Raw genomic sequence first — 23,039 nt, forward strand, 5'->3', positions numbered from 1 at the left:
GTAAGCGCTCAACAAACCCCGCCCAATTAATTATTTGCAAACTCAGATAATGCACCTATAGTTTTCTACAGGCTCTGGATGAGTCTACAGCATGGAAGGTAATCTCAAGGATGAGGGGCAGCAAGGGATTGGATGGCGTTGCCAAGAAGGCGACTGCCTTCCTGCTACTTTTCTGTATTAGGCGTTTGCCCACGGCAACAATGCCTGTAATTCTTCGGTTGTTGTCATACTTGGTAATTGATTAAAGACTTTGCACAAATACACGTAAGGCTCAAGGCCATTGGCTTTTGCCGTTTCGATTAAACTATAAATAGCGGCGCTGGTATGAGCACCTCTAGGCGTTGCGCTAAACAGCCAGTTCTTGCGACCTATAACAAAAGGCCGGATGGCATTCTCGGCAAGGTTGTTATCAATATTCACGTCACCATCTTCCGTGTATCGAATCAACTTTTCCCAATTTTTATTGAGATAACCCAGTGCGGTACCCAGCAGGCCTTTGGGCAAGGTACTGTGTAAAGTTTTGTCCAACCACTCCCTAAGGGCATTGAGGATCGGAACGCTTTTGTCTTGTCGCAGCTGGTGACGGGCTTCGCTGCTCGCGTCCTTCGCCTGCTTTTCGATAGCATACAGCTTGGCAATATAGTTAATGGCCACATCGGCCTTGCCGGTGCGGGTAGTCTTTTTGTCTTTGGAGATAGCCGCCTTTTGGGCATCAATGAATTTACGGCGTGCGTGTGCCCAGCACCCCACATGGCTAATATCTTCTTGGCGGCCGACGGCATGGTAGCCTGCATAGTCATCGGTTTGCAGATAACCACTAAAACCCGTGAGTAAGTTCTTCGCCACGCTGCCAGCGCGACTCGGCGCATAGTCATACAACACGATGGGGTGATCTGGGGCGCCACTACGCCTGACCCACATATACGATTGGCTACTCGCGGGCCTGTCCGGTTCGTTTAATACCTGAAGCGGCGTTTCGTCGCACTGGATGATTTTGCCTCGGCGAAGCTCGTGATCAAGCTGGGTGATGAGTGGCGCGATCAATTCGCCGCTGCGCATCATCCAATTCGCGAGGGTGTTGCGGGGGATATCAATTTCCATCCGTTTGAAGATGGCTTCTTGGCGGTGCAGCGGCAGCGCATCTTGGTATTTCGCGGTAGCGATATACGCCAGTAGGCCTGGGCTCGCATTGCTCTTTGGAATGGGCTGTGCGGGTAATGCGGCGGTACATACTGTCGACTCACACGCTTTGCAGGCGTATTTCAGTCGGGCGTGTACTAAGACTTGGACGGTTGCGGGAATGATATCCAACTGCTCGCTGGTGTCTTCGCCAATATGCGTTAGCGCACAACCGCAGTCACAGACTTTCTCTACATCAGACAGGTCATGTTCGATACGGACGCGAGGCAAGTCAGCAGGCAACGATTTACGACCACGAGATTTGCGACGCTCGTATTGGATCGTTTCGGTTTCGGCGTCATCCGTGTTTTCGCTAAGGTCGTCTTCAGAAGCAGGCTCAGCCGCTTCGGCTTCATTAAACAGCTCGGCCTGTTCGTCCGACTTCTCGCTACTGGCCGCAAAGCGTTTATGCCTGAGTAAACGCACTTGCTCTTCGAGTAACGAGATGCGTTTATCCTTCTCATTGAGGCGAAGTTCTTTCTCAAACAGCAAAGCTTTGAGTGCAGAAATATCATCGGGAAGTGTGTTGGTGGGAGGCGGTGTCATGCTGTGTATTATATCAAAAGTGAGTCAGCTAACCGAATCAAAATACAAGGTTTCATGCGGTTTATTGCGCCAAATATCCAAGCCATCAAGCAAAAAGTTTAAGTCGCGACCATCGCGTAATTCATAGCCGGATTCGCATTGGCGAGGCCATTTAAAGCGCTGCTTTTCTAGGCGCTTATACCAGACCACAAAACCGTTTCGCTCCCAATACAGAAGTTTGATTTTATCCCGGCCACGATTACAAAATACAAATAGCACCTCCATCATCGGCGAGAGCGCCAGCTCGGTTTCAACCAGCGCGGCCAATCCGTTGATGGACTTGCGCATATCCACCGGAGCCATGTACAAATAGACCTCAACATGGGAGGTCGGCCGCAGCATCAGTTCGACTCCCGCAGGATATGTAGTACCACGGGCAAGACAACAGGCAAATCGTTGGCGGATAATTCCAATCGAACGCCCAGCGGCAAATTCATGATCATACGAGATGAGGTCGGCATACCGCCCAGCTTCATTAATTTCGCAGCCGGTTCTTTTGCGGGGCTCAGCCGATTACGCCAATAAGCAAAGTTGTGAAACTTGATCTCATGCTGCTTGCAATACGCAGCTTGAGATAGGTTGCTGCCTTGCCAAGCAGAGACGTGGTCTTGCCAGAATTGTGTTTTGTTGATTGTGTTCATGGACGACTCCTCAGCTTAAAACTGAAGAGTAAATCTACCGCGACGAAATTATTAGATGGGGTTTATTGAGCGCTTACACAGATTTGGCACGGATCTGTCACAGATCCGTCACAGACACTATAAAAACTAAAAGTAGAGACGAAAAAAAAGCGCTGCACATCTGCAACGCTTTGATTTTCTTCGGAATTTGATGGTGGGCCGTGATGGATTCGAACCATCGACCAATTGGTTAAAAGCCAACTGCTCTACCACTGAGCTAACGGCCCCGAAAGAGGCGCTTATAATACGGATTTCTAAATAAAAAACAAGCACCTACGCATAAAAAATACAGATATATTACTGCTTGCTATATCGTGTTGGATCGTTTATGCCGGCCTGTTCAAACCCCTCTCGCCGGAGAAAGCAGCTATCGCAACGCCCACAGGCCTCGCCGTCGTCATTCGCGCTATAACACGACACAGTTTGCGCATAATCGACACCAAGAGCAGTGCCGGCCTTTACAATCTCAGCCTTACTTAAAGTCATCAGCGGTGTGTGGATCTGCATACCGTGTCCCTCCACTCCGGCCTTGGTCGCGACATTCGCTAGTGTTTCAAATGCGTCGATAAACGCTGGACGACAGTCGGGGTAGCCCGAGTAGTCCACGGCATTCACACCAATAAAGATATCGTCCGCATCCAAAACCTCCGCCCAACCTAGCGCGATAGACAAAAAGACCGTATTCCTTGCTGGAACATAGGTGACAGGAATACCTGTAGCACCAGCGTCAGGTACAGCAATATTCATGTCGGTTAATGCTGAGCCGCCAATACTGCTTAGATCTAATCGTATGACTTTAAACTCTGTCGCCCCACCAGTTTCGGCAACCCGCTTAGCGGCTACCAATTCGGCGCGGTGACGCTGACCGTAGTCAAATGCTAGGGCGTAGCACTCGTAGCCTGCCGCTACCGCCTGAGCAAGCACTGTTGCGCTGTCTAATCCGCCAGATACCAGTACTACCGCTTTTTTTGCCAAAACTATTCCTCTACTTCTGCTTCCGCGCCACTCAGGCGCACTTATTCAATGTCCTGCAGCGTCATTCCACAGTAATTTATGTAATTGCATTTGAAAACGCACCGGTAGATTGTCTTCCACAATCCAGTTAGCCAAATCAGTCGCGCTTAACTGGCCAAAGCTCGGGGAAAACAGCACCTCCCCTGCTTTTTCTGACAATTTGTGGGTATCTAACTGAAAGCGCGCCCAGTCGTAATCTTCACGATCACAGAGCACGAATTTAATTTGGTCGTGAGCAGTGATGAAGGCGATATTATCCATAAGATTGCGATGTACTTCACCGGAAGCTGGTGTTTTTAAATCCATCACTTTTGAAACGCGAGGGTCGACTTGGGCAACGCTCAATGCACCACTTGTCTCTAGCGACACTTGATAACCCGCATCACATAATGCCGAAAGCAGTGTATGGCACTCTGGCTGAGCTAGGGGTTCGCCACCGGTCACACAAACATAACGAGGCTTATACGAGGCGACTTCTTTTAAGATGTCGTCCAATTGACGGCGCTCACCGCCATGAAAGGCATATTCGGTGTCACAGTAAACACAACGTAATGGGCAGCCCGTCAGGCGCACAAACACCGTAGGTAAGCCCAAGGTACGAGATTCACCCTGAAGAGAATAAAAGATTTCAGTGATGCGTAGGGTATTTGCGTTCATGCAGGCTGGCTACCGGATGCTGGATTTTTACCGGAGATCAGCCGCGTAAGCCTTGCTCCGCGAAAATCAAAAATTCTTACGGAGAAATTCGCGCGATTTATTTACCGCAGAGTTTCCGGTATTACCATAACGATCAATGACATGGGTCAGCATTTCCTGCGACTTTTTCTTGTCGCCATTTAGGAAATACACGGTACCCAATTTATACATGGCTGCAGGGACTTTGCCATGATCGGGATAATCGGTCAGCAGGCGCTGAAATGCTTCGGTAGAAGCGGGTAAATTTTGAGGTTTAATAGCGACGTATAACTCGCCGAGCCAATACCATGCGTTTGGCGTGTAACGCCCCGCAGGATATTTTTCTGCATAGGCTAAAAAAGCCTCAATTGCTTGGCCATATGAAGCGCTTTTCACCAAATCATAGGCTGTTGCGTAATCGGATGACTCATTGCCATCGAGAACAAATGAAGAACCCGATGCAGCAGCTGTTGCCGCTGGGGCATTTTGGTTGCTTGATTCAGGCATTTCTGCATCGCCAGTAGGCGACGTCATGCTTGGATCAATTTCAGTGGTATCGCCCATCGCGCTATTGGCACTTCCACCAGCGCCTAATCGGCGATCAATATCAATATAGCGATCTAAACTCTGCTGTTTAAGCTGGCGTAACTGATGCCCTTGTTCTTCCACTGTTCCCCGCAGCGCCATAATTTCTTGGCGCAGCAGTTGCAGCTGCTGATACATTTCCCCTTCCATACCCCGACCTGATTGCGCATCAGACCGAGAGGAACTTACATCAACAACTGGGGCTTGCGCCCAAAGTTGCGCCGACAAACACGCTGCCGGCAGCAGCAAAAACAGTGGTTTTATAAACTGCATCAGTACGCCTTTTCTAATTACTTCAGTTCTACGCGACGGTTTTGCGAGTACGTTGATTCAGATTGACCGAATGCAACTGGACGCTCTTCACCGTAGCTAACAGTTTCTATACGGTAGCGTGGAATGCCATTAATTGCCATGTAATCAGCAACTGAAATTGCACGACGCTCAGCCAAGGCTATATTGTACTCACGAGTACCGCGTTCGTCAGCATGACCTTCCAGGCGCACTGGGCCAGTGGTCTTTTTCAGACGTGCAATTTGCGCGTCCAACGCTTTACGAGCTTTCACAGTCAAAGTTGCTTGGTCGAATTCGAAATAAAATACAGTTTCGAGGTTCGCCATGTCGTCAGTGTTGTACGAATCGTTCATAGAATCAGTTGATTCTGTGTACGTACTTACTTTGTCAGCGCCTTCCTGGCCGCTAGCATCAGTGTCAGTTGAAGCACAACCAGCCAACAACGCGCTGAAGAAAGCTACACCCAAAAACATATTTTTTGCTTGGTATTTCATGGCATTTTCCCGTCAAGTTTTGTTTAAACATTTCCGACCATACAATATCCATTGTCTGGTCGGTATTTCATTTTCCGGCTTCTACTTCATTGAAGAAAAGGCGACCAAGCCGGTTCGCGCACATCCCCGAATCGCGACGGCAATCTGTACTTCACACCGCCGTCTATCGATACTGCCGCCAAGACCCCCTTGCCATCATACTGCGTAGCGTACAATAACATACTGGCGTTTGGCGCCACACTAGGTGACTCGTCCAAATTAGTCGTAGTGAGAATTTCGACACGGTTGCGTTTCAAATCCATGACCGCAATGTGAAAATTACCATTCTCTCTATGTACCATGACTAAGCCTAAACCATCTGCCAGCACCCTCGCCCTGGCATTATAGTCACCATCAAATGTAACCCGTTCCACTGCACCACTACTCACGTTAACCTTGTAAATCTGAGGTTTACCGCCGCGGTCAGAGGTAAATACAATCGACTTTCCGTCCGGCATCCAAGCTGGCTCGGTGTCTATAGCAAAGTGATTTGTCACTCTTTGTAAATCACCACTCGCCAAATCCATTACATATATGTCGGGGCTGCCATCCTTTGACAACACCATCGCCATTTTTGCTCCATCTGGTGAAAAAGCGGGAGCACCATTCAAACCCTTAAATGACGTAAGTTGTGTACGCGCATTAGTTCGCAGGTCCTGTATATAAATAGCAGGACGCGTTGTTTCAAAAGATACGTAGGCAATTTTCTGACCATCGGGTGACCACGTCGGCGCCATAATTGGCTCTCGACTGTCAAATAACACCGATTCATTGGCTCCATCGATATCGCTTTTCAGCAAACGGAAGCGGGTTCGGTTACCCCCTTCGCGAACAGCGGAAACATAAAGCAATTGAGTACGAAAAGCACCACGAATATTTGTGAGTTTTTCATATATTTTGTCGCTAACGGTATGCGCGAGATAACGAGGCTTATCGATACTTACCGATTCCTTGCCAGTGAGTATTACGCGCTGGGTATTTACGTCTAAAAGCTCGTAATTTGCTGTTACGGTGCCGGTAACCTCTTGGGAAAGCGTACCTACTACAACGTAATCAACACCGAGGCTTTTCCAATCTCGGTAATATACTTCCGTCGAGTTGCGTGGCCGCCCCAACATATCGGTACGACTCAGGGGAGCAAACTGGCCACTGCGGTGAAGATCACTTTCTACAATAGACGCAATATCTTCCGCCACCGTCAAACCCGGCTGCCAACCAAACGGCACTATCGCTATTGGCACGGGGTCATCCTTGCCCTTATTTATTTCAATGGTGAGATCAGCCATAGACACGCTGCTGGCCGCCAAAAATATTAGTGCTGTAATAATTCGTATCAACATTACCGCCTCAAATCTTGGGGTGAGAAATTAATATTAAAGCGCCGAAAGTTCTTCTCATAGGCGCGCATATCTTCTTTAGCCAGCTTAGCTAGCTCGTCAATTCTTCCTAAGCGCGTCACCGCCCTTGTTACCGACAAATCAAACGCCTGATCACCGCTACTTTTAATAATTTGATGGCCTACAATTTCACCTGTCGGTGTGGTCATGATCTGAATAGTCGCCTGCATACCGTTGCGGGCAGACAATGGCCTAGACCAATTATCTTGAATCAATTTTTGAATCAAATCACCATAAGTAGAGGCGAGCTCGCCTTCTTCTACCAAATCATCTTCCGAGGCCAGGGCATCTGCCAGCTCTTTTTGCTGCTGGCGCCGTATCTCCTCTTCCAGGGCACGCTGCTTAGCCTCTTCCCGCGCCTTTTCCTCAGCCTTCTTCTTGCGAATTTCTTCCGGCGTCGGCCCTTTGGGCTTGGGCTTTGGCGCCGGTTTTGGCGCTGGCTTTTTCACCTCTGGTTTGGGCTCGGGCTTTTTCACCGGTTCTGGCTTTGGCTCCGGTTTTACCACAGGCTTAGGTGTTGGCTTCGGCGCCGGAGCAGGCTTAGCAGGACGCGACACCGGTTTCTCAAGCACCAGCTTGGCCTGAATTGCTAAAGGCTTGGCTTTCAGCTCAATAACTCGGCTGTCCTTGGGTATCCCAAATAATAAAAAGCCAATGGCCACGCCATGTAAAACTACCGTTACCGCCGCCGGCACCAATTTAATATCATTCATCGCGCTTATTTCGCTCCGCTGCGCGACTGTGGTTCCTCGGTAATTAAGCCGATCGACGTCGCACCAGCGCCCTGCAGGGCCGCCATTGCAGCAACAACACTAGCGTAATCCACCGCGCCATCACCTTTTACCATGACAGGAGTCTTTGGTTTATTGCGTAATATCTTGCCTAATTTATCACCAATTTCTGCCAGCTCTACCGGCTCACCTTGCTTTTCAGGATCACCAAGCGTTACATAATATTTGCCCGCTTTATCCACCGAGACCACAATAGGGTCGTCGTCGGTTTGCGGAACCGGTTCAGTGGATGCTTGCGGCAGATCTACCTGCACACCCTGCACTAGCAAGGGCGCCGTCACCATAAATACAATCAATAACACCAGCATGACATCAATATAAGGAACCACATTGATGTCTGACATGGGTTTGCGTTTATTTCGCCGAGACATAGCCAGTGCTCCTAATCTCGCGAATGAATCTGGCGATGCAGAATGCTAGAGAACTCTTCAGAGAAGGTGTCGTACTTACCAGCAAAAGAGTCCACTTTGGCAGAAAAGCGGTTATATGACACAACGGCTGGAATCGCCGCGATCAAACCCATTGCCGTTGCCACCAAAGCCTCTGAAATACCCGGTGCAACGGTTGCCAAGGTGGCTTGCTGCACTTGGCCAAGGCCGTGGAAGGAGCCCATAATTCCCCACACAGTTCCCAGCAGACCGACGTAAGGACTGGTTGAGCCAACGGTGGCCAAAAACGGCAGACCGTGCTCCATCGCCTCTTCTTCACGAGAAAGCGCAACGCGCATAGAGCGCTGACAAGCCTCCATCATGGCGTCAGAGTCGAGCTTTTTCTTTGCCAAACGCGTAAATTCTTTAAATCCAGCACGGAACACACTTTCCATACCCATCACAACGCGTTTGTCACCGCCCTCGGTATACAGGGTATTCAAATCCGTACCCGACCAAAATCGCGATTCAAAACGGGCTATTTCAGTCTGCGCTTGATTGAAATACATCACCCGCTGGGCAATTTGATACCACGACACTACCGAGGCCAGCAGTAAAATCAGCATAATAAGCTGCACAAACAAACTGGCTTGGCTAACTAAATGCCAAATGGAAAGCTCTTGTCCCACAGTTAACTCCCGTCGTTTCTTGTTTTCACACTATATGTTTTTAAAGAGTAAGCACTGATAACAATGCTTCCGGTAAACGCTTTGGTTTTAAAGTTAGCTTGTCTACACAGGCCAACTTAACCTGGCCATGACATAAAACTTCATCGCCACGATAAATTTTCTGCTCAAAGCTCAATGACGCTTTTGCCGCCGCTATGACCTTGGCACTCGCAATTAGTTGCTCATCCAACATAGCTGGCCGCAAATATTTTGTCGTTAGCTCGGTCACAACAAACATCAAGGACTCGTCAATAAACGCCGCTTTATGAAAGCCTAGGGCGCGCATGTATTCTGTACGGGCACGCTCAAAAAATTTTAAGTAATTAACATAAAAAACGATACCGCCAGCATCCGTGTCTTCCATGTAGACCCGTAGCGGCATTTTGAATTCCATCAGCGCTCGCCGCCATTTTCGGTAATATCGCCGTTTTTCGGCAATTCCAAGCCAAAATGCCGGTAAGCATGATTGGTTACCACCCGCCCTCTTGGCGTGCGCATGATAAAGCCCTGCTGAATCAAATAGGGTTCTAATACATCTTCGATGGTGCCGCGCTCTTCGCTTATTGCCGCCGCCAAACTGTCTACACCCACCGGCCCGCCATCAAAGCGCTCAATCATTGCCAATAATAAGCGGCGATCTAAATGATCAAAGCCACTGCTGTCTACATTTAGCATATTTAACGCCTGATCTGCGATGTCCTTACTCACCACGCCATCAGACTTCACCTCGGCATAGTCACGCACTCGACGGAGCAGACGGTTGGCGATACGCGGTGTCCCTCTAGACCTAAGAGCAATCTCATGGGCGCCCTCAGTATCTAACTGCATACCCAAAATATTGGCAGACCTTGCAACAATCGTGGCGAGATCCTTTACGCCATAAAACTCTAAACGCTGCACTATGCCGAAGCGATCTCGCAATGGCGAGGTGAGCAATCCCGCGCGAGTCGTTGCCCCCACTAAAGTGAACGGCGGCAAGTCTAATTTAATAGAACGGGCAGCAGGACCCTCACCGATCATGATATCCAGCTGATAATCCTCCATCGCCGGATAAAGTATCTCTTCTATATTAGGGCTGAGCCTGTGAATCTCATCGATAAACAAGACATCGCCCGCATCGAGATTAGTCATTAGCGCAGCGAGGTCACCGGCTTTTTCTAGCACAGGCCCAGAGGTCGTCTTTAATGACACCCCCATTTCATTGGCCAAAATATTTGCCAAGGTGGTTTTACCCAAGCCAGGTGGGCCGAATATTAAGGTGTGATCAAGAGGTTCATTACGCATCCGTGCCGCGCTGACAAAGATATTCATTTGCTCGCGCACCGCTGGCTGGCCAATATAATCTGCCAATGTTTTGGGCCGTATTGCGCGGTCAAAGCGCTCTTCTAGCGGCTCGCTGGCATCGGGGGCCACTAGGCGATCAATTTCTATCATGTCAGATTAAGGTCTTCACTTGATCATGTTTTTTAAGGCGGCGCGAATCAATTCCTCGCTACTCGCGTCATCTGCTTTTAAGGCACTAATCGCCTTGCTCGCTTCCTGAGGCTTATACCCCAAGGCCACCAGCGCGGCCTCTGCTTCAGCAATATTCAGTTTTGCAGCACCTACTGGCGCAACTGTTTTAGAATTTGAATTGGGTAATTCCCAGTCCTTCAAACGGTCGCGCATTTCAATAATTAGGCGCTCAGCGGTCTTTTTCCCCACCCCCGGCAGCTTCACCAATGCTGCCGTATTACCGTCTTGTACGCACTGCACAAACTCGTCGCTGTCGATACCCGACATGATGGTCAGCGCCAATTTAGGCCCGACCCCGTTGACCTTGATCAAATCGCGAAATAAGCGTCGCGAGGTCACATCGCTAAATCCAAATAGCTGCTGTGCATCTTCGCGAACTATAAACTGAGTGTAAAGCGACACCACCTGCCCAAGCGCAGGTAAGCCATATAGCGTGGTCATAGGCACCAACACCTCATACCCCACACCGTTAACATCTATTACTATTTCCGGCGCCTGCTTTTCTAGCAGTACACCGCGCAATCGGCCAATCATTTATACATCCTTATTTAAGACGCCCACGCCGCAGGCGCAATGCGGGCTCTGCTGCCATATTTTGCAAACCTTGACGAGCATTCGCATGGCAAATCGCCGCCGCCAGTGCGTCAGCCGCATCCTCTTGCGGCGCCGCAGGCAATTTGAGCAGTATTTTAACCATATGTTGGATTTGGGCCTTGTCGGCAGCGCCACTTCCCACCACCGCTTTTTTAATTTGCCTAGCGGTATATTCTGCCACCAACAAATTATGACTAACACAGGCCACCACCGCCGCACCTCGCGCTTGCCCCAGCTTTAAGGCGGATCCCGCACTTTTAGCCATAAAGACTTCTTCTACCACCGCTTCCACCGGTGCGTATTCAGTAATAATTGTGCTTAAACTTTTAAAAATAATATCGAGGCGAGCAGGCAAAGGGCCCTGAGGAAGGCGAATAACACCGCTGGTGATATAACGGTGATGATTTCCGTTCACCTCTATCACACCAAAACCGGTCTTTTGCGAGCCGGGGTCGACCCCCAAAATAATAGTCATAGATCCTAAAGCTTTTCGCTTCTTGTCTGTGTAAACGCGGTATCGACACTATAGTAATTATTGATCTAGACGCAAACCGCTAGCATTCCTTAACAGGCTTCAGGCTTTTATATTAAGCAATGAAAGCCAACATACTCAGTAATTTACGAGCAGGTTCCAGCGCTATTATGCACAGATTTGTCGAAATAATGACACGCCGCGGAGAGGGTCGCAGGGAGAATTAGACCGAGATTAATCGTCACCAGCTAATTCAGCGAAAATATCATCTGAAATATCCGCATTGGTATACACATTCTGAACGTCATCGAGGTCTTCCAAGGCATCAATCAAACCCAATATTGATTCCGCGCCCGACACATCTAGCGCCACCGTTGTTGCTGGAAGCATTTGAATATCGGCATGTTCATGTACAAACCCAGCAGAGGTCATTGCATCTTTTACCGCCATAAAATCTGCAAACTCGGTTTGCACTTCAATAGCGCCATCGCTGTGGACAATAACGTCAACCGCACCAGCTTCAAGCGCTGCCTCTAACAGTCGCTCTTCATCTAACTCGGCCGAATAATGAATTTGACCGATCCGAGTAAAAAGATACGCCACCGAGCCGTCGGTACCTAAATTACCGCCACGCTTATTAAAGGCGTGCCGAACCTCAGCTACTGTCCGATTGCGGTTATCCGTCATGCATTCAAGCAAAACAGCTACGCCACCAGGCCCATAACCTTCGTAGGTCACTTCATCGTAATTATCGGTATCGGTATTGCCTGCGCCACGCGCGATAGCCTTGTCGACGGTATCGCGTTTCATATTTGCGGTTAGCGCCTTATCAACCACTGCCCGCAAACGAGGGTTATCCTCCGGCGAAGGCCCGCCAGCCCGCGCAGCAACCACTATTTCTCGAATGAGTTTGGTAAAAATCTTCCCGCGCTTAGCATCTTGCCCAGCTTTGCGGTGTTTGATATTGGCCCACTTACTATGACCCGCCATATCAGCCTCTCTATAAGCAATGGAACACTATTACTTACGCCAGCGATGCAGCTGTGATGTTTGGATTGCGCCCATCACCCGAAGGCAATGGACGCAGCTAAGCGCTCAAGGCGATTATTTTTCTTCTAATTTGCGTAGACGAATATTTAACTCGCCCAACTGCTTGCTCTCTACAACACCTGGTGCGTCGGTCATAACACAGGCCGCACTCTGGGTTTTAGGGAAAGCAATAACGTCGCGAATAGACTTAGCGCCGGTCATCAACATCACCAAGCGATCTAAACCGAAGGCCAAACCACCGTGTGGCGGCGCACCGTATTTCAATGCATCCAGCAAGAAGCCAAACTTCTCTTCTGCTTCTTCTGGTCCAATACCTAGTACGCGGAATACCGCTTGCTGCATTTCTCTGCGGTGGATACGAACAGAACCGCCACCTAATTCAGTGCCGTTTAACACCATATCATAGGCGATAGACAAGGCCTCGCCGGGCGCCTTTTCCAATTCTTCTGGCGAACATGAGGGTGCGGTGAACGGATGGTGCAGTGAGGTCCAGTTGCCATTGCCGTCTTGCTCAAACATTGGGAAATCCACAACCCAAAGCGGCGCCCATTCACAGGTGTATAAATTAAGGTCCTCACCCAATTTACAGCGCAACGCTCCCAGCGCTTCATTCACCACCTTGGTGGTATCGGCGCCGAAGAAGATAAGATCGCCATTTTCAGCCTCAAGACGAGCCAAAATTGCTTCGCGCACAGGCTCTGGCAAAAACTTCACAATGGGTGACTGCAGGCCATTTTCTAGGTCAGACTTATCGTTGACCTTGATATAGGCCAAGCCCTTGGCACCGTAAATACCTACAAATTTCGTGTACTCGTCAATTTGCTTACGGCTCAGCGCCTCATTGCCGCCTGGCACTTTCAATGCCGCAACACGGCCATCTGCACTTTTGGCTGGACCAGAGAACACTTTAAACTCGACCTCTTGCATCAGGTCGCCAACGTCAACCAATTCCAAAGGAATACGCATGTCCGGCTTATCACTACCAAAACGCGACATAGCCTCGGCGTATTTCATGGTTGGGAAGCTACCGAGATCAATATTCATCACTTCTTTAAACAAATCGCCAATCATGCCCTCGGTGACAGCCATAATCTGCTTGTCATCCATAAAGGAGGTTTCGATGTCGATCTGGGTAAATTCTGGCTGGCGATCAGCACGTAGGTCTTCGTCGCGGAAGCACTTGGCAATTTGATAATAGCGATCAAAACCAGACACCATTAGTAGCTGTTTAAATAGCTGAGGTGACTGGGGCAGCGCGAAGAATTTACCGGCATGGGTGCGGCTAGGCACCAAATAGTCGCGAGCACCCTCTGGCGTAGCGCGGGTCAAGATAGGTGTTTCAATATCTAAGAAGTTCTGACTGTCTAGGTAGCGACGCAATACCGAGGTAATCTTTGCACGCAGGCGCAGCTTGTCAGAAATCTGTGGCCGACGTAGATCTAAATAGCGGTAGCGCAAGCGAACGTCTTCACCAACATTGGTGTGGTCGTCGAGCTGGAATGGTGGCGTTTCTGACTCATTCAGAATTTCCAGTTCCTTACCAAGCACTTCGATCTCGCCAGTCTTCATATTGGCATTGACGGTTGCACCAGCCCGCGCGCGGACTCGGCCGCGAATTTTCAGTACGTACTCGCCTCGCACACGGTCAGCCGTGCGGAAATGCTCCTCGGTATCGGGGTCAAATACGACCTGCACGATTCCTTCGCGGTCGCGCATATCGAGGAAGATAACCCCGCCATGATCTCGACGACGGTCTACCCAGCCACACAAGGTGACTTCTTGATCGATATGTTCACTACCCAAGCTGCCGCAATAATGACTGCGCATGTGTTCTATTCTCGCTATATCAAATATGTATCTAAATTTATCCCATTGGCACCTAAGTGCTGCGCCAATCACTCAATGTGCAGAGCCACATAGGCAGCTGCAGTGCCTAATCCTAAGCTTCTGATGCTGAGGACGAGCCACCAGCTGAGCTCTCGCCCGCTAAATTTTTCTTCTTGTCGCCGCTTTTAAAGTCAGTCTCGTACCAACCGCCACCTTTTAAACGAAAACCCGCCGCGGAAATCTTTTTCACCAACTCAGCAGCACCGCATTCTGGGCAATCTGTTAACGCAGGATCGCTCATTTTTTGCAGCGCCTCGTGTTCATGTTGGCAGGCTTTGCACTGATATTCATAAATAGGCATTGGAAAACTCCCAAAACTCAAAACACATATAAGAAGTCATATCGAGCCAAGCGGCGCAAAAGGAGCCGGATTATAACGCAAAGCGGGGCTGGCAATAAATGCAGCTGTGAATATGAAGGGAAATAAACGTTTAAAACGGGGAAATCAGCCCCGAACACATGAAAATATGCCGGGGCTGGGAGAAGATTTGGCTTAGATAGCGAAATCTTTCAGTTTTTTCAATGGACGAACCTTAACCGCAACGCTGGCGGGCTTGGCTTTAAACATTGTTTCTTCGCCAGTAAATGGATTAATCCCTTTACGAGCTTTGGTCGCAGGCTTTTTAACGGTCGTAATTTTCATCAAACCTGGGATGGTGAACTCACCCAAGGCACGCTTTTTAACACTGCGCTCAATTAGTACTTCCAGCTCTTCTAAAACATCACCTACCTGCTTGCGAGTCAGATTGGTGTTTTCTGCGATCTCAGTCAGAATTTGAGTTTTGGTCATTTTCTCAGAGATAGCAGTAGTTTTGCGCTTAGGTGCGGCAGCAGCGGCAGCAACCTTTGCTTTAGCCTTAGCTGGAGCTTTTTTTGGGGCAGCTTTTTTGGGAGCAGCTTTTTTAATCGCCATTAGAATTTTCCTGTATCACACGTTAAGTTTTATTGGCCTAAAAACAGTTATAAGCACCAACCAGCAATACCGCATGCCAATCACGAATCTGTGCCTGCGACTATCTATAGTAGATTGTGCCCACCAATACAAGATTATTACGGTCTTTTTCGCTCAAAACACTGTAAAAAAGGCGTTTTTTGTATTCTAAGCCGAATTATTAAATTGCGACTGGGGCTTTTTACGCCCCGACTTACGCCACCACTAGCGCCGAAGCACTCTTGGCATATGCTGCACGGAGCTGACTGACTCGCTCATTCAAGGCATCCGTCGCATACGGCTGGGCAGGATGCAGTCCCCAAACGGGCTTTGGCCATGCCACGTCGGTGGTAAATCTAGCAATATGGTGAATATGTAGTTGTGGCACCATATTACCGAGCGCAGCGACATTCAGTTTTTCTGCCGCGAACTCATTTTGTAACACCGCACACGTGATATTAGACTCCTTGAGGTATAGCTGCTGATCTCCTTCATTCAGATCGCAAACCTCACGCACCTCCTCACGCCGCGGTACTAAAATTAACCACGGATACTGACTATCGTTCATCAACAAGACTCTGCACAGTGGTAAATCACCTACCACAGCGCAATCTCGCGCTAATACTTCATGCAATTTGAACATCACTCCCCCTACGCCCTGTACCGCGCTATCGATCAATCGTAAAATGCGCAAACTCTGATAAACAAGGCCAACATTACACCATGCGCGCTAGCCAACTTCTGATCGCAACCCAAAAAGAAACTCCAGCCGACGCTGAAGTCATCAGCCACCAACTTATGTTACGAGCAGGCATGATACGCAAGCTCGCAACAGGTCTCTATACATGGCTGCCGATGGGCCTGCGGGTACTGCGAAAAGTTGAAACCATCATTCGCCAAGAAATGGATCGCAGCGGCGCAATGGAGGTCATGATGCCCGTTGTACAACCCGCCGAGCTTTGGGAAGAATCTGGCCGCTGGGAGCAATACGGTGCTGAGCTGCTAAGAATCGGTGATCGCCACAACCGCGCCTTCTGCCTCGGCCCTACCCATGAGGAGGTCATTACCGACCTAATCCGGAATGAAATTAAAAGCTATAAACAGCTACCGGCAAACTTTTATCAAATTCAAACCAAGTTCCGCGACGAAATTCGCCCCCGCTTTGGCGTTATGCGCTCGCGGGAATTTATTATGAAAGACGCATATTCCTTCCATAATGACCAAGAGTCCCTGCAGGCCACATACGATGTGATGCATGCCACCTATACCCGGATATTTACGCGTTTGGGCTTAGACTTTCGTCCCGTTATCGCCGACACCGGCTCGATCGGCGGTAGCGGTTCCCACGAATTCCACGTCCTCGCCTCTTCTGGCGAAGACGATATCGCCTTTTCTGACACATCAGACTACGCCGCCAACGTCGAAATGGCAGAAGCACTAGCCCCCGCTGGCGAACGCCCAGCGCCAAACAGTGCCGTGGAAAAAATTGCCACCCCCGACGCGCATAGCATTGATGAAGTCAGCGCCCTGTTGAAAGTAGCGGCCACGCAAATACTAAAAACTCTCATCGTATACAGCGACGCAGACGAAAACGGCAAGAAAGAGCTAATCGCGCTGGTGGTTCGCGGCGATCACAATTTAAATGAAATAAAAGCCGAGAAAATTGCTGGCGTCGCCTCGCCCCTCACCTTTGCAAGCGAGGAAGACATTCAAACCACACTGAAGTGCAAACCCGGCTCAATAGGCCCTGTCGGATTGAACATCCGCGTAATAGCCGATCGCAGTGCTGCACATTGCGCAGATTTTATTTGCGGCGCCAATGAAGACGGCTTCCACTTAAGCGGCGTGAACTGGGAAAGAGACGCAAGCTTTACCGAAACCGCGGATTTACGCGACGTTGTCGAAGGTGACCCAAGCCCCGATGGCCAAGGCAGCTTGCTGATTAAACGCGGCATCGAAGTCGGCCATATATTCCAACTTGGCACAAAGTACTCTGAGGCAATGAAAGCCACCGTGCTCAACGAGAACGGCAAAGATCAAACCATGATTATGGGTTGTTACGGCATTGGCGTAACCCGCGTCGTCGCCTCAGCCATTGAGCAGAATCACGACGACAAAGGGATTATTTGGCCAAGCAGTATTGCGCCATTTGAAATTGCCATCGTGCCCTTAAACATTCAAAAGTCTGAGCGCGTTCGCGAACATGCAGAGCAACTCTACACCACATTGCGCGGACTGGGCTACGACGTTTTGCTTGATGATCGTAACGAGCGCCCCGGCGTTAAGTTTGCCGACATGGAGCTGGTAGGCATCCCCCACCGCATCGTGATTGGTGATCGCGGTTTAGACAATGGCATGCTCGAATATAAAAACCGCAGTGCAAACGACAACGAAGATGTTGCCGTTGACGACATCGTCGACTTTATTCAGCAGCAATTACCTCGCTAAATGAAAGGGTGGCGGAGTGCGCTAAGCAAGCGCGGCGTATTGGCGTCGAGCTTGCTCTTATTGGCCTTAATAATAACCCCCGCAAAAAGTGACGCCGCCGAAACTAGCCTAGCTTCGACAACAGCTAACCTCTCCGCTGAGCAATTAGAGCGTGAAGAGTTAGGTATTTTTCTAAAGCAAGCCATCGCCGAAGCAGACAGTTTTAAAGATCGCTTTGACGCAGAGGTGTGGCTATTTGATATGTCCAGCCGCATGACCAGATACATCGGCGACCCGCAGGAGCGCTTAACTTTTTTGCGCAGCGTACACCGCGAAGCAAGTGCCGCCGGACTTAGCCCAGAGCTGGTATTGGCGCTAATTGAAGTAGAGAGTTATTTTGATCGCTTTGCGGTATCCCGTGTTGGCGCTCAGGGCTTAATGCAAGTAATGCCTTTTTGGAAAAATGAAATCGGCCGCCCCGACGACAACCTCACTAACACCGACACCAATTTGCGCTATGGCTGCCAAATTTTGCAATTTTACTTACAAAAAGAAAAAGGCAATCTTCACCGCGCCCTAGCGCGCTACAACGGCAGCCTCGGGAAAAGCTGGTACCCCGAAAGGGTATTCGACCGCTGGCGACGCCACTGGTATAACGGCGAATTAAAAACCCACTGAATTAACGGGGTGGTTTATCACCGGCTTGCATTTCTGGCCTTGCTGGTGGCCCCTTCTTTTGCATACGCCCTAATTCACGCATAGCAAACTTCAATCTTTGCTCCGGAGGAAGTGTGGCCAATACCGTTGCCAATACTTCATGACTCACCTGCTTTAAATTATTATCTGCAATTCGAATAGCTTTAAAACCGCTTTTAATATCAGCCTCAGTCGCAGTCTCTCGCTTTAGAATTTCAACCATATCACGCTTGGCGGAGCGTAATTTTCGATACGCCCTTGCCATGTCTTTGCGATGCATTTCAAGCACCTGACGCATGGGTTCAGCCAGCTCTTTGGGCTCGTCCTTTAAAAGCTGTTTGGCCATACCGTGCATAGCGTGACGCTCTTCACCCATTAAACGGTGACCAGCGTATAAGCCAAGTAAAATCCCGTTGATTACCAACGACACAAATAGGGCTATAACTAGACCTTTACGCGCATTCATAAATCGGTACCTGCAATCCAATTACTCACTTCATAGCTCGCCGTAGCGTCAAAGGTATAGGTGTCTGGGTCGGTATAATCGGCTAAATAACCGCCTGCACCCAATGCCACCCCCAGCAATGCCGACGCCATTGCCGCGGTAAAACTCAAACGCCAAACCGGCATAAAAGATTCGCGTATTGGCTGCCTGCGCGGACTAGCAATAGTCGCCAAATGCGCTTGTAACGCTGCGCTTGGCTCCAGCTCAGGCAGAGTGTTTTTATACAGACCACGCAAATGCGCGTCTTCGATTTGCGCCTCACGCCACAGCGAGGCACAGACTTGCGAGCTTAGAAATGCAGGCAAAAATAAGCGGTAAATGAATGGCCAAGCCGCTGCATCTGCACCGTATCTCGCTATCAACGCAGAGAAAATTCGCTCCACCCGTTTCATTCCCGACCTCCCAATCTTGCCTTAAGCTGCTGCTTCGCACGACCAATTAATGACTCAACTGCTTTGGCAGATAAACCCATAATCTTTGCAATATCTTTAACTGATGTATCTTGATAAAAGCGAAAGGCCATCACCGCTCGCTGACTGTCTGGCAAGGCCTTCAAGGCATCGAGCACGGCGGTATTCTCATCTTCATTTACTGGCTCATCTGACACCGCACTATCTACAATAAATTCAACCAAGCCATCATCTAACACGTGGCGCTGCTGAACACGTTGACTGTAATTAAGTGCCAAATTACTCGTCACCCGATGTAGCCAAGTTGTGAGTTTAGCGTCATCTCGCCACGTTGGGGCCTGTGTCCAAAGCCGTTCAAACACCTCTTGGCAGAGATCTTCTGCATCATCCCTCGACAACACAATACGATAGCTAAGGTTTAAAACCATTTTGCTGTGCCGATCCAACAGCGTTGAAAACGCCTGTTGATCGCCGTCCGCGACTCGCCGCATCAATTCAAAGTCAGATAACTGCACACTGAATCCCATTAAGTTGGCGAGCGCGGACGGAAGTCAATTAGGCCTCATCTTTAGCTTTACGATGCTCGCCATCATGACGCCCACCATGGTCTCGCATCGACTTAAACATTTCACGACGGTCAATGGTTCCGTCACCATTGCGATCCATTCGCTTTGCCATTGCGTCTGTGCTTGCAGCAAATTCCTCTGCAGAAATTTGTCCGTCTTCATTGGCATCGGCACGGTCAAAACGGTCCTTTTTGTTTGCCTCACGCTCAGCCTTCATTTTGGCTTTGTATTCGGTCATTTCTTCGCGAGTCAGGTTGCCGTCGCCATTTAAGTCCATCTTTGCAAACATGGCCTGACGGTGTTGAGACAGCTCTTCAGTGGTGACTGCACCATCGCCGTTTAGATCGAAATTAGGGCGTTTCTTCCCCTCTTCGCCAGCGATTGCAGACATTGCAGCCAAAGAAATAATAACGCTTAATACTTTTTGTGCTGTATTCATGATGGGTACTCCAAAGAATCATCGTTCAGAATTTTGCTTCATTGTTACGGCCGTTAATGATTAAACACGGCAAGCAAAAAAATCCTTCGCGGGAGCAACAACTATTTTCCAATAGCGAGTGATTTTATTCAGCGCTGAACTCATATCGCCAAACCCCGGCCTCTAAATAGCAGCGATTTCTAGGGCCGCTAATAGTAGGGTCTACGTCGCCATAACCCGCATCGCCACCATATAACATGCACACAATATCGTTATGAGACGATACTTTAGGCTCAAAATACGGCACGCTGCGATTAGTATAAAACGCCGCGGCGTCTACCCGTTTAGCGCAGGCAGCTAATTCCGTCAGAGTAACGACGGTTGGTGGCATAAGGGCAAGTTCACCAAGGCGATGAAGCTCTAGGAAATGCGCCGGCGTCGCCCAGCTAAAATCATCCATTTCTTCGCCATCAACCACCACATCGGCGTGATCCCCCTCAGCCAAATAAAACCAGGTCGCAAATCGGCGCCCCATTGAGGGAGGAGTCGTCCAGTGGGAAAGGAGTAGTAAGTCTTCTGCTCGCAAGAAAATGCCAGCCTCTTCCTCAGTCTCACGAATTGCCGCCGCTCGCGCCGCCTCCTCATCGCTACTGGTGCCAAGGATATCCTCGGGATCAACGGTGCCACCTGGAAATACCCAGTGACCACCACCAACTTTAAGCTGCTTATGTCTGCGCAAAAGTAAGGTTTCTATGCCATTGTCGCTATCGCGCACGATGACAGCCGTCGCGGCTGCTCTAATTTCGCTTGTCATTTATTTATTCCTGTAAGACTAAACCCACGCCTCATCCAAGACCTCTATCAGTGCATCGGCTCGGGGTCTAATTCTAAAATTATCAGTTAGATCAACATATATAAGCTTGCCAGCCTCGTCAGTCATTAGCACCGTCGGCAACACGGTGTCTTGGCCATAACCCAAGATTCCCAGTGGTACCCCGTAGCGATGCACAATTCCAAGCTTATGAGCCGCTTGATTATTGTCGTCAACGTAAAACTGCATCGATGCCCCCAGGCGTGACTGCAGCGCCGCACTTCTCTCTCTGTTTTGAGGGCTAACTAATACCACCTCAATGCCGCGTTCACGTAAAGCATCGTACTCATTGGCCAAATCCGCTAGCTGTGCCTGACACATTGGGCACCAGTTACCGCGAAAAAACACCCATAAAACCTGTCGTCCAAGAAAATTCGAGGTCGATACCACATCACCCTGCAGTGATGTCAGTTCAAAATCAGGCAGCTGCGCGCCCTTGCGCAACAAGACATTGTCACTGCGATCGAGGTAGGTATACCAAAACACGTATACCAATACGCCACCAACGCCAAAGAACAGCGTGTAAAAAGTCGGTAATGGCCGCATTTCAATCACCGCCAAAACTGCGCCCAACAAAGCCATCACCACAGGAATAGCAATAAAACGTACCACTCGGCTGTATGGCCTGCTGTAAACCATCGTCATAAATAGCACGAGCGGGACAACGGCCACCGCTGCACCCAACCAAGACAAACTGAACCCAGTATCACCCAACAAATGGCTAATACTCTGTACGGAAACACCAATACATAAGAGTAGATAGGGAATGGCATACCAGCGCTTAAGCCGTGAAATCAGGCCTTTTATCATCAATGATTATCCCTGTTATTCACCAAAGCTCTCAGACTTTCGCTATGAAACACACATTTAGTGTTGTAGCGTAAGTCATTATAAAAATAACCCGTGGTGCATTTAGGAAATGACCACTTTCAGGTTGTTTAATTTATTCCCTTCACGTTGGTTGAACCATTGAATTAATGTGAGGGACGCTATCTTTGTCACAATTCTGCGCGAAATACCCTTGAACGATTTTGCATAATTCCGCCGTATCATGAACTGGTCACAAAGTTGTGAAAACAATGTTTCGATCCGCTTTCTGGCTTTACGATATTTAGCCGGAAAGTCTCTAAACTCTTTCTGGTTCTTTCGCATCGGTGTTTGCAAATTGATACAACTTGATGAAAATAAATCTGTTTGCCAAACTCTGCTCAAATACCCTTTATCGCCAATCAAAACACAATTGTTTAACTGGCCTTCAATATCGTTTAGGTAATGGATGTCATGAACCGAAGCCTTTGATATATCGTACATTTTTAACACGCCACTCGGTGAGCAAACCGCGTGTAACTTATAGCCAAAGTAGCGCATATTTTGTGCTGCACAAAAACCAAAATCTGGCGAGCTAGATTCAAATTCTTGGCAAATTTTACTGCGATTAGATCGACTCATTTTACACACTTCCAATGGCATGCTATCGACAATATTTATATCGTTATCAACATCTAATCGCGTGACAATAGCGCTTCTGATTTCTTCTAATTTAAAACTCAACCTTCGCGCTCTTCTGTTATAAACGGAGCGCTCAATTTTCCCATTGATGCACGCAGGCAGCTGTTTGAACAAAAAGTGTTCTGAATCAATGCCCAGTGTTTCAGCTGCAAGACTGAGCGCGAGTAGCTCCTTATCGCTTAGCTTAGGTGTTCTGATTTGATTCAAAAAATTATCGGCTGGCTCAATTTCGTGCAAAAGAGACAGAATTTTGCTATAAACGCTGTGTAAGTTACTCATCTCGTTACCATTTTTCTCGTAAACTAATGATAACCTCTTTATGAGGGTGAGTAACTTACCTCCTTCCTAAATGCACTACGGGT

Annotated in this window: 29 protein-coding genes and 1 tRNA gene; 2 read left to right on the forward strand and 28 right to left on the reverse strand. The window is 48.9% G+C overall.

From position 1 onward, the window contains the following. Positions 1–177: 177 nt before the first annotated feature. From tnpC to C0068_RS16215, 21 genes are all read right to left on the reverse strand, one after another. Positions 178–1,725 (reverse strand): IS66 family transposase, encoded by a 1,548-nt coding sequence (gene tnpC, locus C0068_RS16110; RefSeq protein WP_103682443.1) that lies wholly within the window; start codon positions 1,723–1,725, stop codon positions 178–180. A 24-nt stretch (positions 1,726–1,749) separates the two neighbouring features. Further along, positions 1,750–2,106: an IS66 family insertion sequence element accessory protein TnpB gene (tnpB, locus tag C0068_RS16115; RefSeq protein ID WP_103682444.1), complete on the reverse strand. Its 357-nt coding sequence runs from the start codon at positions 2,104–2,106 to the stop codon at positions 1,750–1,752. Further along, entirely contained in the window at positions 2,106–2,405 is a 300-nt protein-coding gene (gene tnpA / locus C0068_RS16120) for an IS66 family insertion sequence element accessory protein TnpA (RefSeq protein ID WP_103682445.1), read from the reverse strand. The genes tnpB and tnpA overlap by 1 nt, the downstream gene beginning before the upstream one ends. 191 nt (positions 2,406–2,596) lie before the next feature. Then, a tRNA-Lys gene (locus C0068_RS16125) sits at positions 2,597–2,671 on the reverse strand. Positions 2,672–2,741: 70 nt separating this feature from the next. Next, entirely contained in the window at positions 2,742–3,419 is a 678-nt protein-coding gene (gene queC, locus C0068_RS16130; RefSeq protein WP_103685513.1) for a 7-cyano-7-deazaguanine synthase QueC, read from the reverse strand. A gap of 45 nt (positions 3,420–3,464) precedes the next feature. Next, positions 3,465–4,115 (reverse strand): 7-carboxy-7-deazaguanine synthase QueE, encoded by a 651-nt coding sequence (gene queE / locus C0068_RS16135; RefSeq protein WP_103685514.1) that lies wholly within the window; start codon positions 4,113–4,115, stop codon positions 3,465–3,467. 66 nt (positions 4,116–4,181) lie between these two features. Next, the gene (gene ybgF, locus C0068_RS16140) at positions 4,182–4,991 is read right to left on the reverse strand and encodes a tol-pal system protein YbgF (RefSeq protein WP_103685515.1); all 810 of its coding nucleotides are present in this window, start codon (positions 4,989–4,991) and stop codon (positions 4,182–4,184) included. A gap of 17 nt (positions 4,992–5,008) precedes the next feature. Then, on the reverse strand, positions 5,009–5,503 hold the full coding sequence (locus C0068_RS16145; protein ID WP_103685516.1) for an OmpA family protein: 495 nt from the start codon (positions 5,501–5,503) through the stop codon (positions 5,009–5,011). Between the two features lie 86 nt (positions 5,504–5,589). After that, entirely contained in the window at positions 5,590–6,882 is a 1,293-nt protein-coding gene (tolB, locus tag C0068_RS16150; RefSeq protein ID WP_103685517.1) for a Tol-Pal system beta propeller repeat protein TolB, read from the reverse strand. Beyond that, a complete protein-coding gene (locus C0068_RS16155; RefSeq protein ID WP_146047914.1) occupies positions 6,882–7,652 on the reverse strand; it encodes a TonB C-terminal domain-containing protein in 771 nt (256 codons plus the stop codon). The genes tolB and C0068_RS16155 overlap by 1 nt, the downstream gene beginning before the upstream one ends. A 5-nt stretch (positions 7,653–7,657) precedes the next feature. Then, the gene (gene tolR / locus C0068_RS16165) at positions 7,658–8,101 is read right to left on the reverse strand and encodes a protein TolR (protein ID WP_103685520.1); all 444 of its coding nucleotides are present in this window, start codon (positions 8,099–8,101) and stop codon (positions 7,658–7,660) included. Between the two features lie 11 nt (positions 8,102–8,112). After that, positions 8,113–8,787, reverse strand: a complete 675-nt coding sequence (tolQ, locus tag C0068_RS16170) for a protein TolQ (protein WP_103685521.1) — start codon at positions 8,785–8,787, stop codon at positions 8,113–8,115. Between the two features lie 40 nt (positions 8,788–8,827). Then, on the reverse strand, positions 8,828–9,220 hold the full coding sequence (gene ybgC, locus C0068_RS16175; protein WP_199176207.1) for a tol-pal system-associated acyl-CoA thioesterase: 393 nt from the start codon (positions 9,218–9,220) through the stop codon (positions 8,828–8,830). Then, on the reverse strand, positions 9,220–10,260 hold the full coding sequence (ruvB, locus tag C0068_RS16180) for a Holliday junction branch migration DNA helicase RuvB (protein WP_103685523.1): 1,041 nt from the start codon (positions 10,258–10,260) through the stop codon (positions 9,220–9,222). The genes ybgC and ruvB overlap by 1 nt, the downstream gene beginning before the upstream one ends. A gap of 15 nt (positions 10,261–10,275) precedes the next feature. Beyond that, positions 10,276–10,875, reverse strand: coding sequence for a Holliday junction branch migration protein RuvA (gene ruvA / locus C0068_RS16185; RefSeq protein ID WP_103685524.1), 600 nt, complete (start codon positions 10,873–10,875; stop codon positions 10,276–10,278). Between the two features lie 10 nt (positions 10,876–10,885). Beyond that, entirely contained in the window at positions 10,886–11,410 is a 525-nt protein-coding gene (gene ruvC, locus C0068_RS16190) for a crossover junction endodeoxyribonuclease RuvC (protein ID WP_103685525.1), read from the reverse strand. 231 nt (positions 11,411–11,641) lie between these two features. After that, on the reverse strand, positions 11,642–12,397 hold the full coding sequence (locus C0068_RS16195) for a YebC/PmpR family DNA-binding transcriptional regulator (protein WP_103685526.1): 756 nt from the start codon (positions 12,395–12,397) through the stop codon (positions 11,642–11,644). A 114-nt stretch (positions 12,398–12,511) separates the two neighbouring features. Beyond that, positions 12,512–14,284, reverse strand: a complete 1,773-nt coding sequence (aspS, locus tag C0068_RS16200) for an aspartate--tRNA ligase (RefSeq protein WP_103685527.1) — start codon at positions 14,282–14,284, stop codon at positions 12,512–12,514. A 112-nt stretch (positions 14,285–14,396) separates the two neighbouring features. Further along, complete coding sequence (locus tag C0068_RS16205; protein WP_103685528.1) at positions 14,397–14,645, reverse strand: FmdB family zinc ribbon protein; 249 nt, start codon at positions 14,643–14,645, stop codon at positions 14,397–14,399. A 192-nt stretch (positions 14,646–14,837) separates the two neighbouring features. Then, complete coding sequence (locus C0068_RS16210) at positions 14,838–15,257, reverse strand: HU family DNA-binding protein (RefSeq protein WP_103685529.1); 420 nt, start codon at positions 15,255–15,257, stop codon at positions 14,838–14,840. 232 nt (positions 15,258–15,489) lie between these two features. Next, positions 15,490–15,918, reverse strand: a complete 429-nt coding sequence (locus C0068_RS16215; protein WP_103685530.1) for an HIT domain-containing protein — start codon at positions 15,916–15,918, stop codon at positions 15,490–15,492. A gap of 80 nt (positions 15,919–15,998) precedes the next feature. On the opposite strand from C0068_RS16215, the gene C0068_RS16220 reads away from it, so the two are divergent. Further along, entirely contained in the window at positions 15,999–17,723 is a 1,725-nt protein-coding gene (locus C0068_RS16220) for a proline--tRNA ligase (RefSeq protein ID WP_103685531.1), read from the forward strand. Next, positions 17,724–18,380, forward strand: a complete 657-nt coding sequence (locus tag C0068_RS16225) for a lytic transglycosylase domain-containing protein (RefSeq protein WP_103685532.1) — start codon at positions 17,724–17,726, stop codon at positions 18,378–18,380. Position 18,381: 1 nt separating this feature from the next. Here the strand turns inward: C0068_RS16225 and C0068_RS16230 are convergent, their stop codons facing one another. The 7 genes from C0068_RS16230 to C0068_RS16260 all read right to left on the reverse strand — a co-directional run bounded on the left by C0068_RS16230 (position 18,382) and on the right by C0068_RS16260 (position 22,956). Next, positions 18,382–18,864 (reverse strand): periplasmic heavy metal sensor, encoded by a 483-nt coding sequence (locus C0068_RS16230; protein ID WP_103685533.1) that lies wholly within the window; start codon positions 18,862–18,864, stop codon positions 18,382–18,384. Next, positions 18,861–19,295 (reverse strand): hypothetical protein, encoded by a 435-nt coding sequence (locus tag C0068_RS16235; RefSeq protein ID WP_103685534.1) that lies wholly within the window; start codon positions 19,293–19,295, stop codon positions 18,861–18,863. The genes C0068_RS16230 and C0068_RS16235 overlap by 4 nt, the downstream gene beginning before the upstream one ends. Continuing rightward, positions 19,292–19,828, reverse strand: a complete 537-nt coding sequence (locus C0068_RS16240; RefSeq protein ID WP_158250013.1) for an RNA polymerase sigma factor — start codon at positions 19,826–19,828, stop codon at positions 19,292–19,294. Before C0068_RS16240 ends, C0068_RS16235 begins: the two co-directional genes overlap by 4 nt. A 40-nt stretch (positions 19,829–19,868) precedes the next feature. Next, a complete protein-coding gene (locus C0068_RS16245) occupies positions 19,869–20,318 on the reverse strand; it encodes an EF-hand domain-containing protein (protein WP_103685536.1) in 450 nt (149 codons plus the stop codon). A 124-nt stretch (positions 20,319–20,442) separates the two neighbouring features. After that, positions 20,443–21,111, reverse strand: a complete 669-nt coding sequence (locus tag C0068_RS16250) for an NUDIX hydrolase (RefSeq protein ID WP_103685537.1) — start codon at positions 21,109–21,111, stop codon at positions 20,443–20,445. 18 nt (positions 21,112–21,129) lie between these two features. Then, positions 21,130–21,978: a peroxiredoxin family protein gene (locus C0068_RS16255; protein WP_103685538.1), complete on the reverse strand. Its 849-nt coding sequence runs from the start codon at positions 21,976–21,978 to the stop codon at positions 21,130–21,132. Between the two features lie 102 nt (positions 21,979–22,080). Then, a complete protein-coding gene (locus C0068_RS16260) occupies positions 22,081–22,956 on the reverse strand; it encodes an IS982 family transposase (protein ID WP_103682565.1) in 876 nt (291 codons plus the stop codon). Positions 22,957–23,039: the final 83 nt, after the last annotated feature.

This window comes from Zhongshania marina (assembly GCF_002915595.1).
GTDB classification, from domain to species: Bacteria; Pseudomonadota; Gammaproteobacteria; order Pseudomonadales; family Spongiibacteraceae; genus Spongiibacter; species Spongiibacter marinus_B.

Bases quoted from the DNA above. Each gene is read 5' to 3' on its own strand.
- C0068_RS16245 (WP_103685536.1), bottom strand. From the start codon at position 20,318: ATGAATACAGCACAAAAAGTATTAAGCGTTATTATTTCTTTGGCTGCA.
- C0068_RS16155 (WP_146047914.1), bottom strand. From the start codon at position 7,652: ATGAATGATATTAAATTGGTGCCGGCGGCGGTAACGGTAGTTTTACAT.
- C0068_RS16205 (WP_103685528.1), bottom strand. From the start codon at position 14,645: ATGCCTATTTATGAATATCAGTGCAAAGCCTGCCAACATGAACACGAG.
- queE (WP_103685514.1), bottom strand. From the start codon at position 4,115: ATGAACGCAAATACCCTACGCATCACTGAAATCTTTTATTCTCTTCAG.
- tnpA (WP_103682445.1), bottom strand. From the start codon at position 2,405: ATGAACACAATCAACAAAACACAATTCTGGCAAGACCACGTCTCTGCT.
- ruvB (WP_103685523.1), bottom strand. From the start codon at position 10,260: ATGATAGAAATTGATCGCCTAGTGGCCCCCGATGCCAGCGAGCCGCTA.
- tolR (WP_103685520.1), bottom strand. From the start codon at position 8,101: ATGTCTCGGCGAAATAAACGCAAACCCATGTCAGACATCAATGTGGTT.
- C0068_RS16230 (WP_103685533.1), bottom strand. From the start codon at position 18,864: ATGAATGCGCGTAAAGGTCTAGTTATAGCCCTATTTGTGTCGTTGGTA.
- C0068_RS16195 (WP_103685526.1), bottom strand. From the start codon at position 12,397: ATGGCGGGTCATAGTAAGTGGGCCAATATCAAACACCGCAAAGCTGGG.
- C0068_RS16225 (WP_103685532.1), top strand. From the start codon at position 17,724: ATGAAAGGGTGGCGGAGTGCGCTAAGCAAGCGCGGCGTATTGGCGTCG.
- tnpC (WP_103682443.1), bottom strand. From the start codon at position 1,725: ATGACACCGCCTCCCACCAACACACTTCCCGATGATATTTCTGCACTC.
- aspS (WP_103685527.1), bottom strand. From the start codon at position 14,284: ATGCGCAGTCATTATTGCGGCAGCTTGGGTAGTGAACATATCGATCAA.
- C0068_RS16255 (WP_103685538.1), bottom strand. From the start codon at position 21,978: ATGATAAAAGGCCTGATTTCACGGCTTAAGCGCTGGTATGCCATTCCC.
- ruvA (WP_103685524.1), bottom strand. From the start codon at position 10,875: ATGATTGGCCGATTGCGCGGTGTACTGCTAGAAAAGCAGGCGCCGGAA.
- C0068_RS16215 (WP_103685530.1), bottom strand. From the start codon at position 15,918: ATGTTCAAATTGCATGAAGTATTAGCGCGAGATTGCGCTGTGGTAGGT.
- C0068_RS16145 (WP_103685516.1), bottom strand. From the start codon at position 5,503: ATGAAATACCAAGCAAAAAATATGTTTTTGGGTGTAGCTTTCTTCAGC.
- ybgC (WP_199176207.1), bottom strand. From the start codon at position 9,220: ATGGAATTCAAAATGCCGCTACGGGTCTACATGGAAGACACGGATGCT.
- tolB (WP_103685517.1), bottom strand. From the start codon at position 6,882: ATGTTGATACGAATTATTACAGCACTAATATTTTTGGCGGCCAGCAGC.
- C0068_RS16220 (WP_103685531.1), top strand. From the start codon at position 15,999: ATGCGCGCTAGCCAACTTCTGATCGCAACCCAAAAAGAAACTCCAGCC.
- C0068_RS16210 (WP_103685529.1), bottom strand. From the start codon at position 15,257: ATGGCGATTAAAAAAGCTGCTCCCAAAAAAGCTGCCCCAAAAAAAGCT.
- C0068_RS16260 (WP_103682565.1), bottom strand. From the start codon at position 22,956: ATGAGTAACTTACACAGCGTTTATAGCAAAATTCTGTCTCTTTTGCAC.
- tnpB (WP_103682444.1), bottom strand. From the start codon at position 2,106: ATGCTGCGGCCGACCTCCCATGTTGAGGTCTATTTGTACATGGCTCCG.
- ybgF (WP_103685515.1), bottom strand. From the start codon at position 4,991: ATGCAGTTTATAAAACCACTGTTTTTGCTGCTGCCGGCAGCGTGTTTG.
- ruvC (WP_103685525.1), bottom strand. From the start codon at position 11,410: ATGACTATTATTTTGGGGGTCGACCCCGGCTCGCAAAAGACCGGTTTT.
- C0068_RS16235 (WP_103685534.1), bottom strand. From the start codon at position 19,295: ATGAAACGGGTGGAGCGAATTTTCTCTGCGTTGATAGCGAGATACGGT.
- C0068_RS16250 (WP_103685537.1), bottom strand. From the start codon at position 21,111: ATGACAAGCGAAATTAGAGCAGCCGCGACGGCTGTCATCGTGCGCGAT.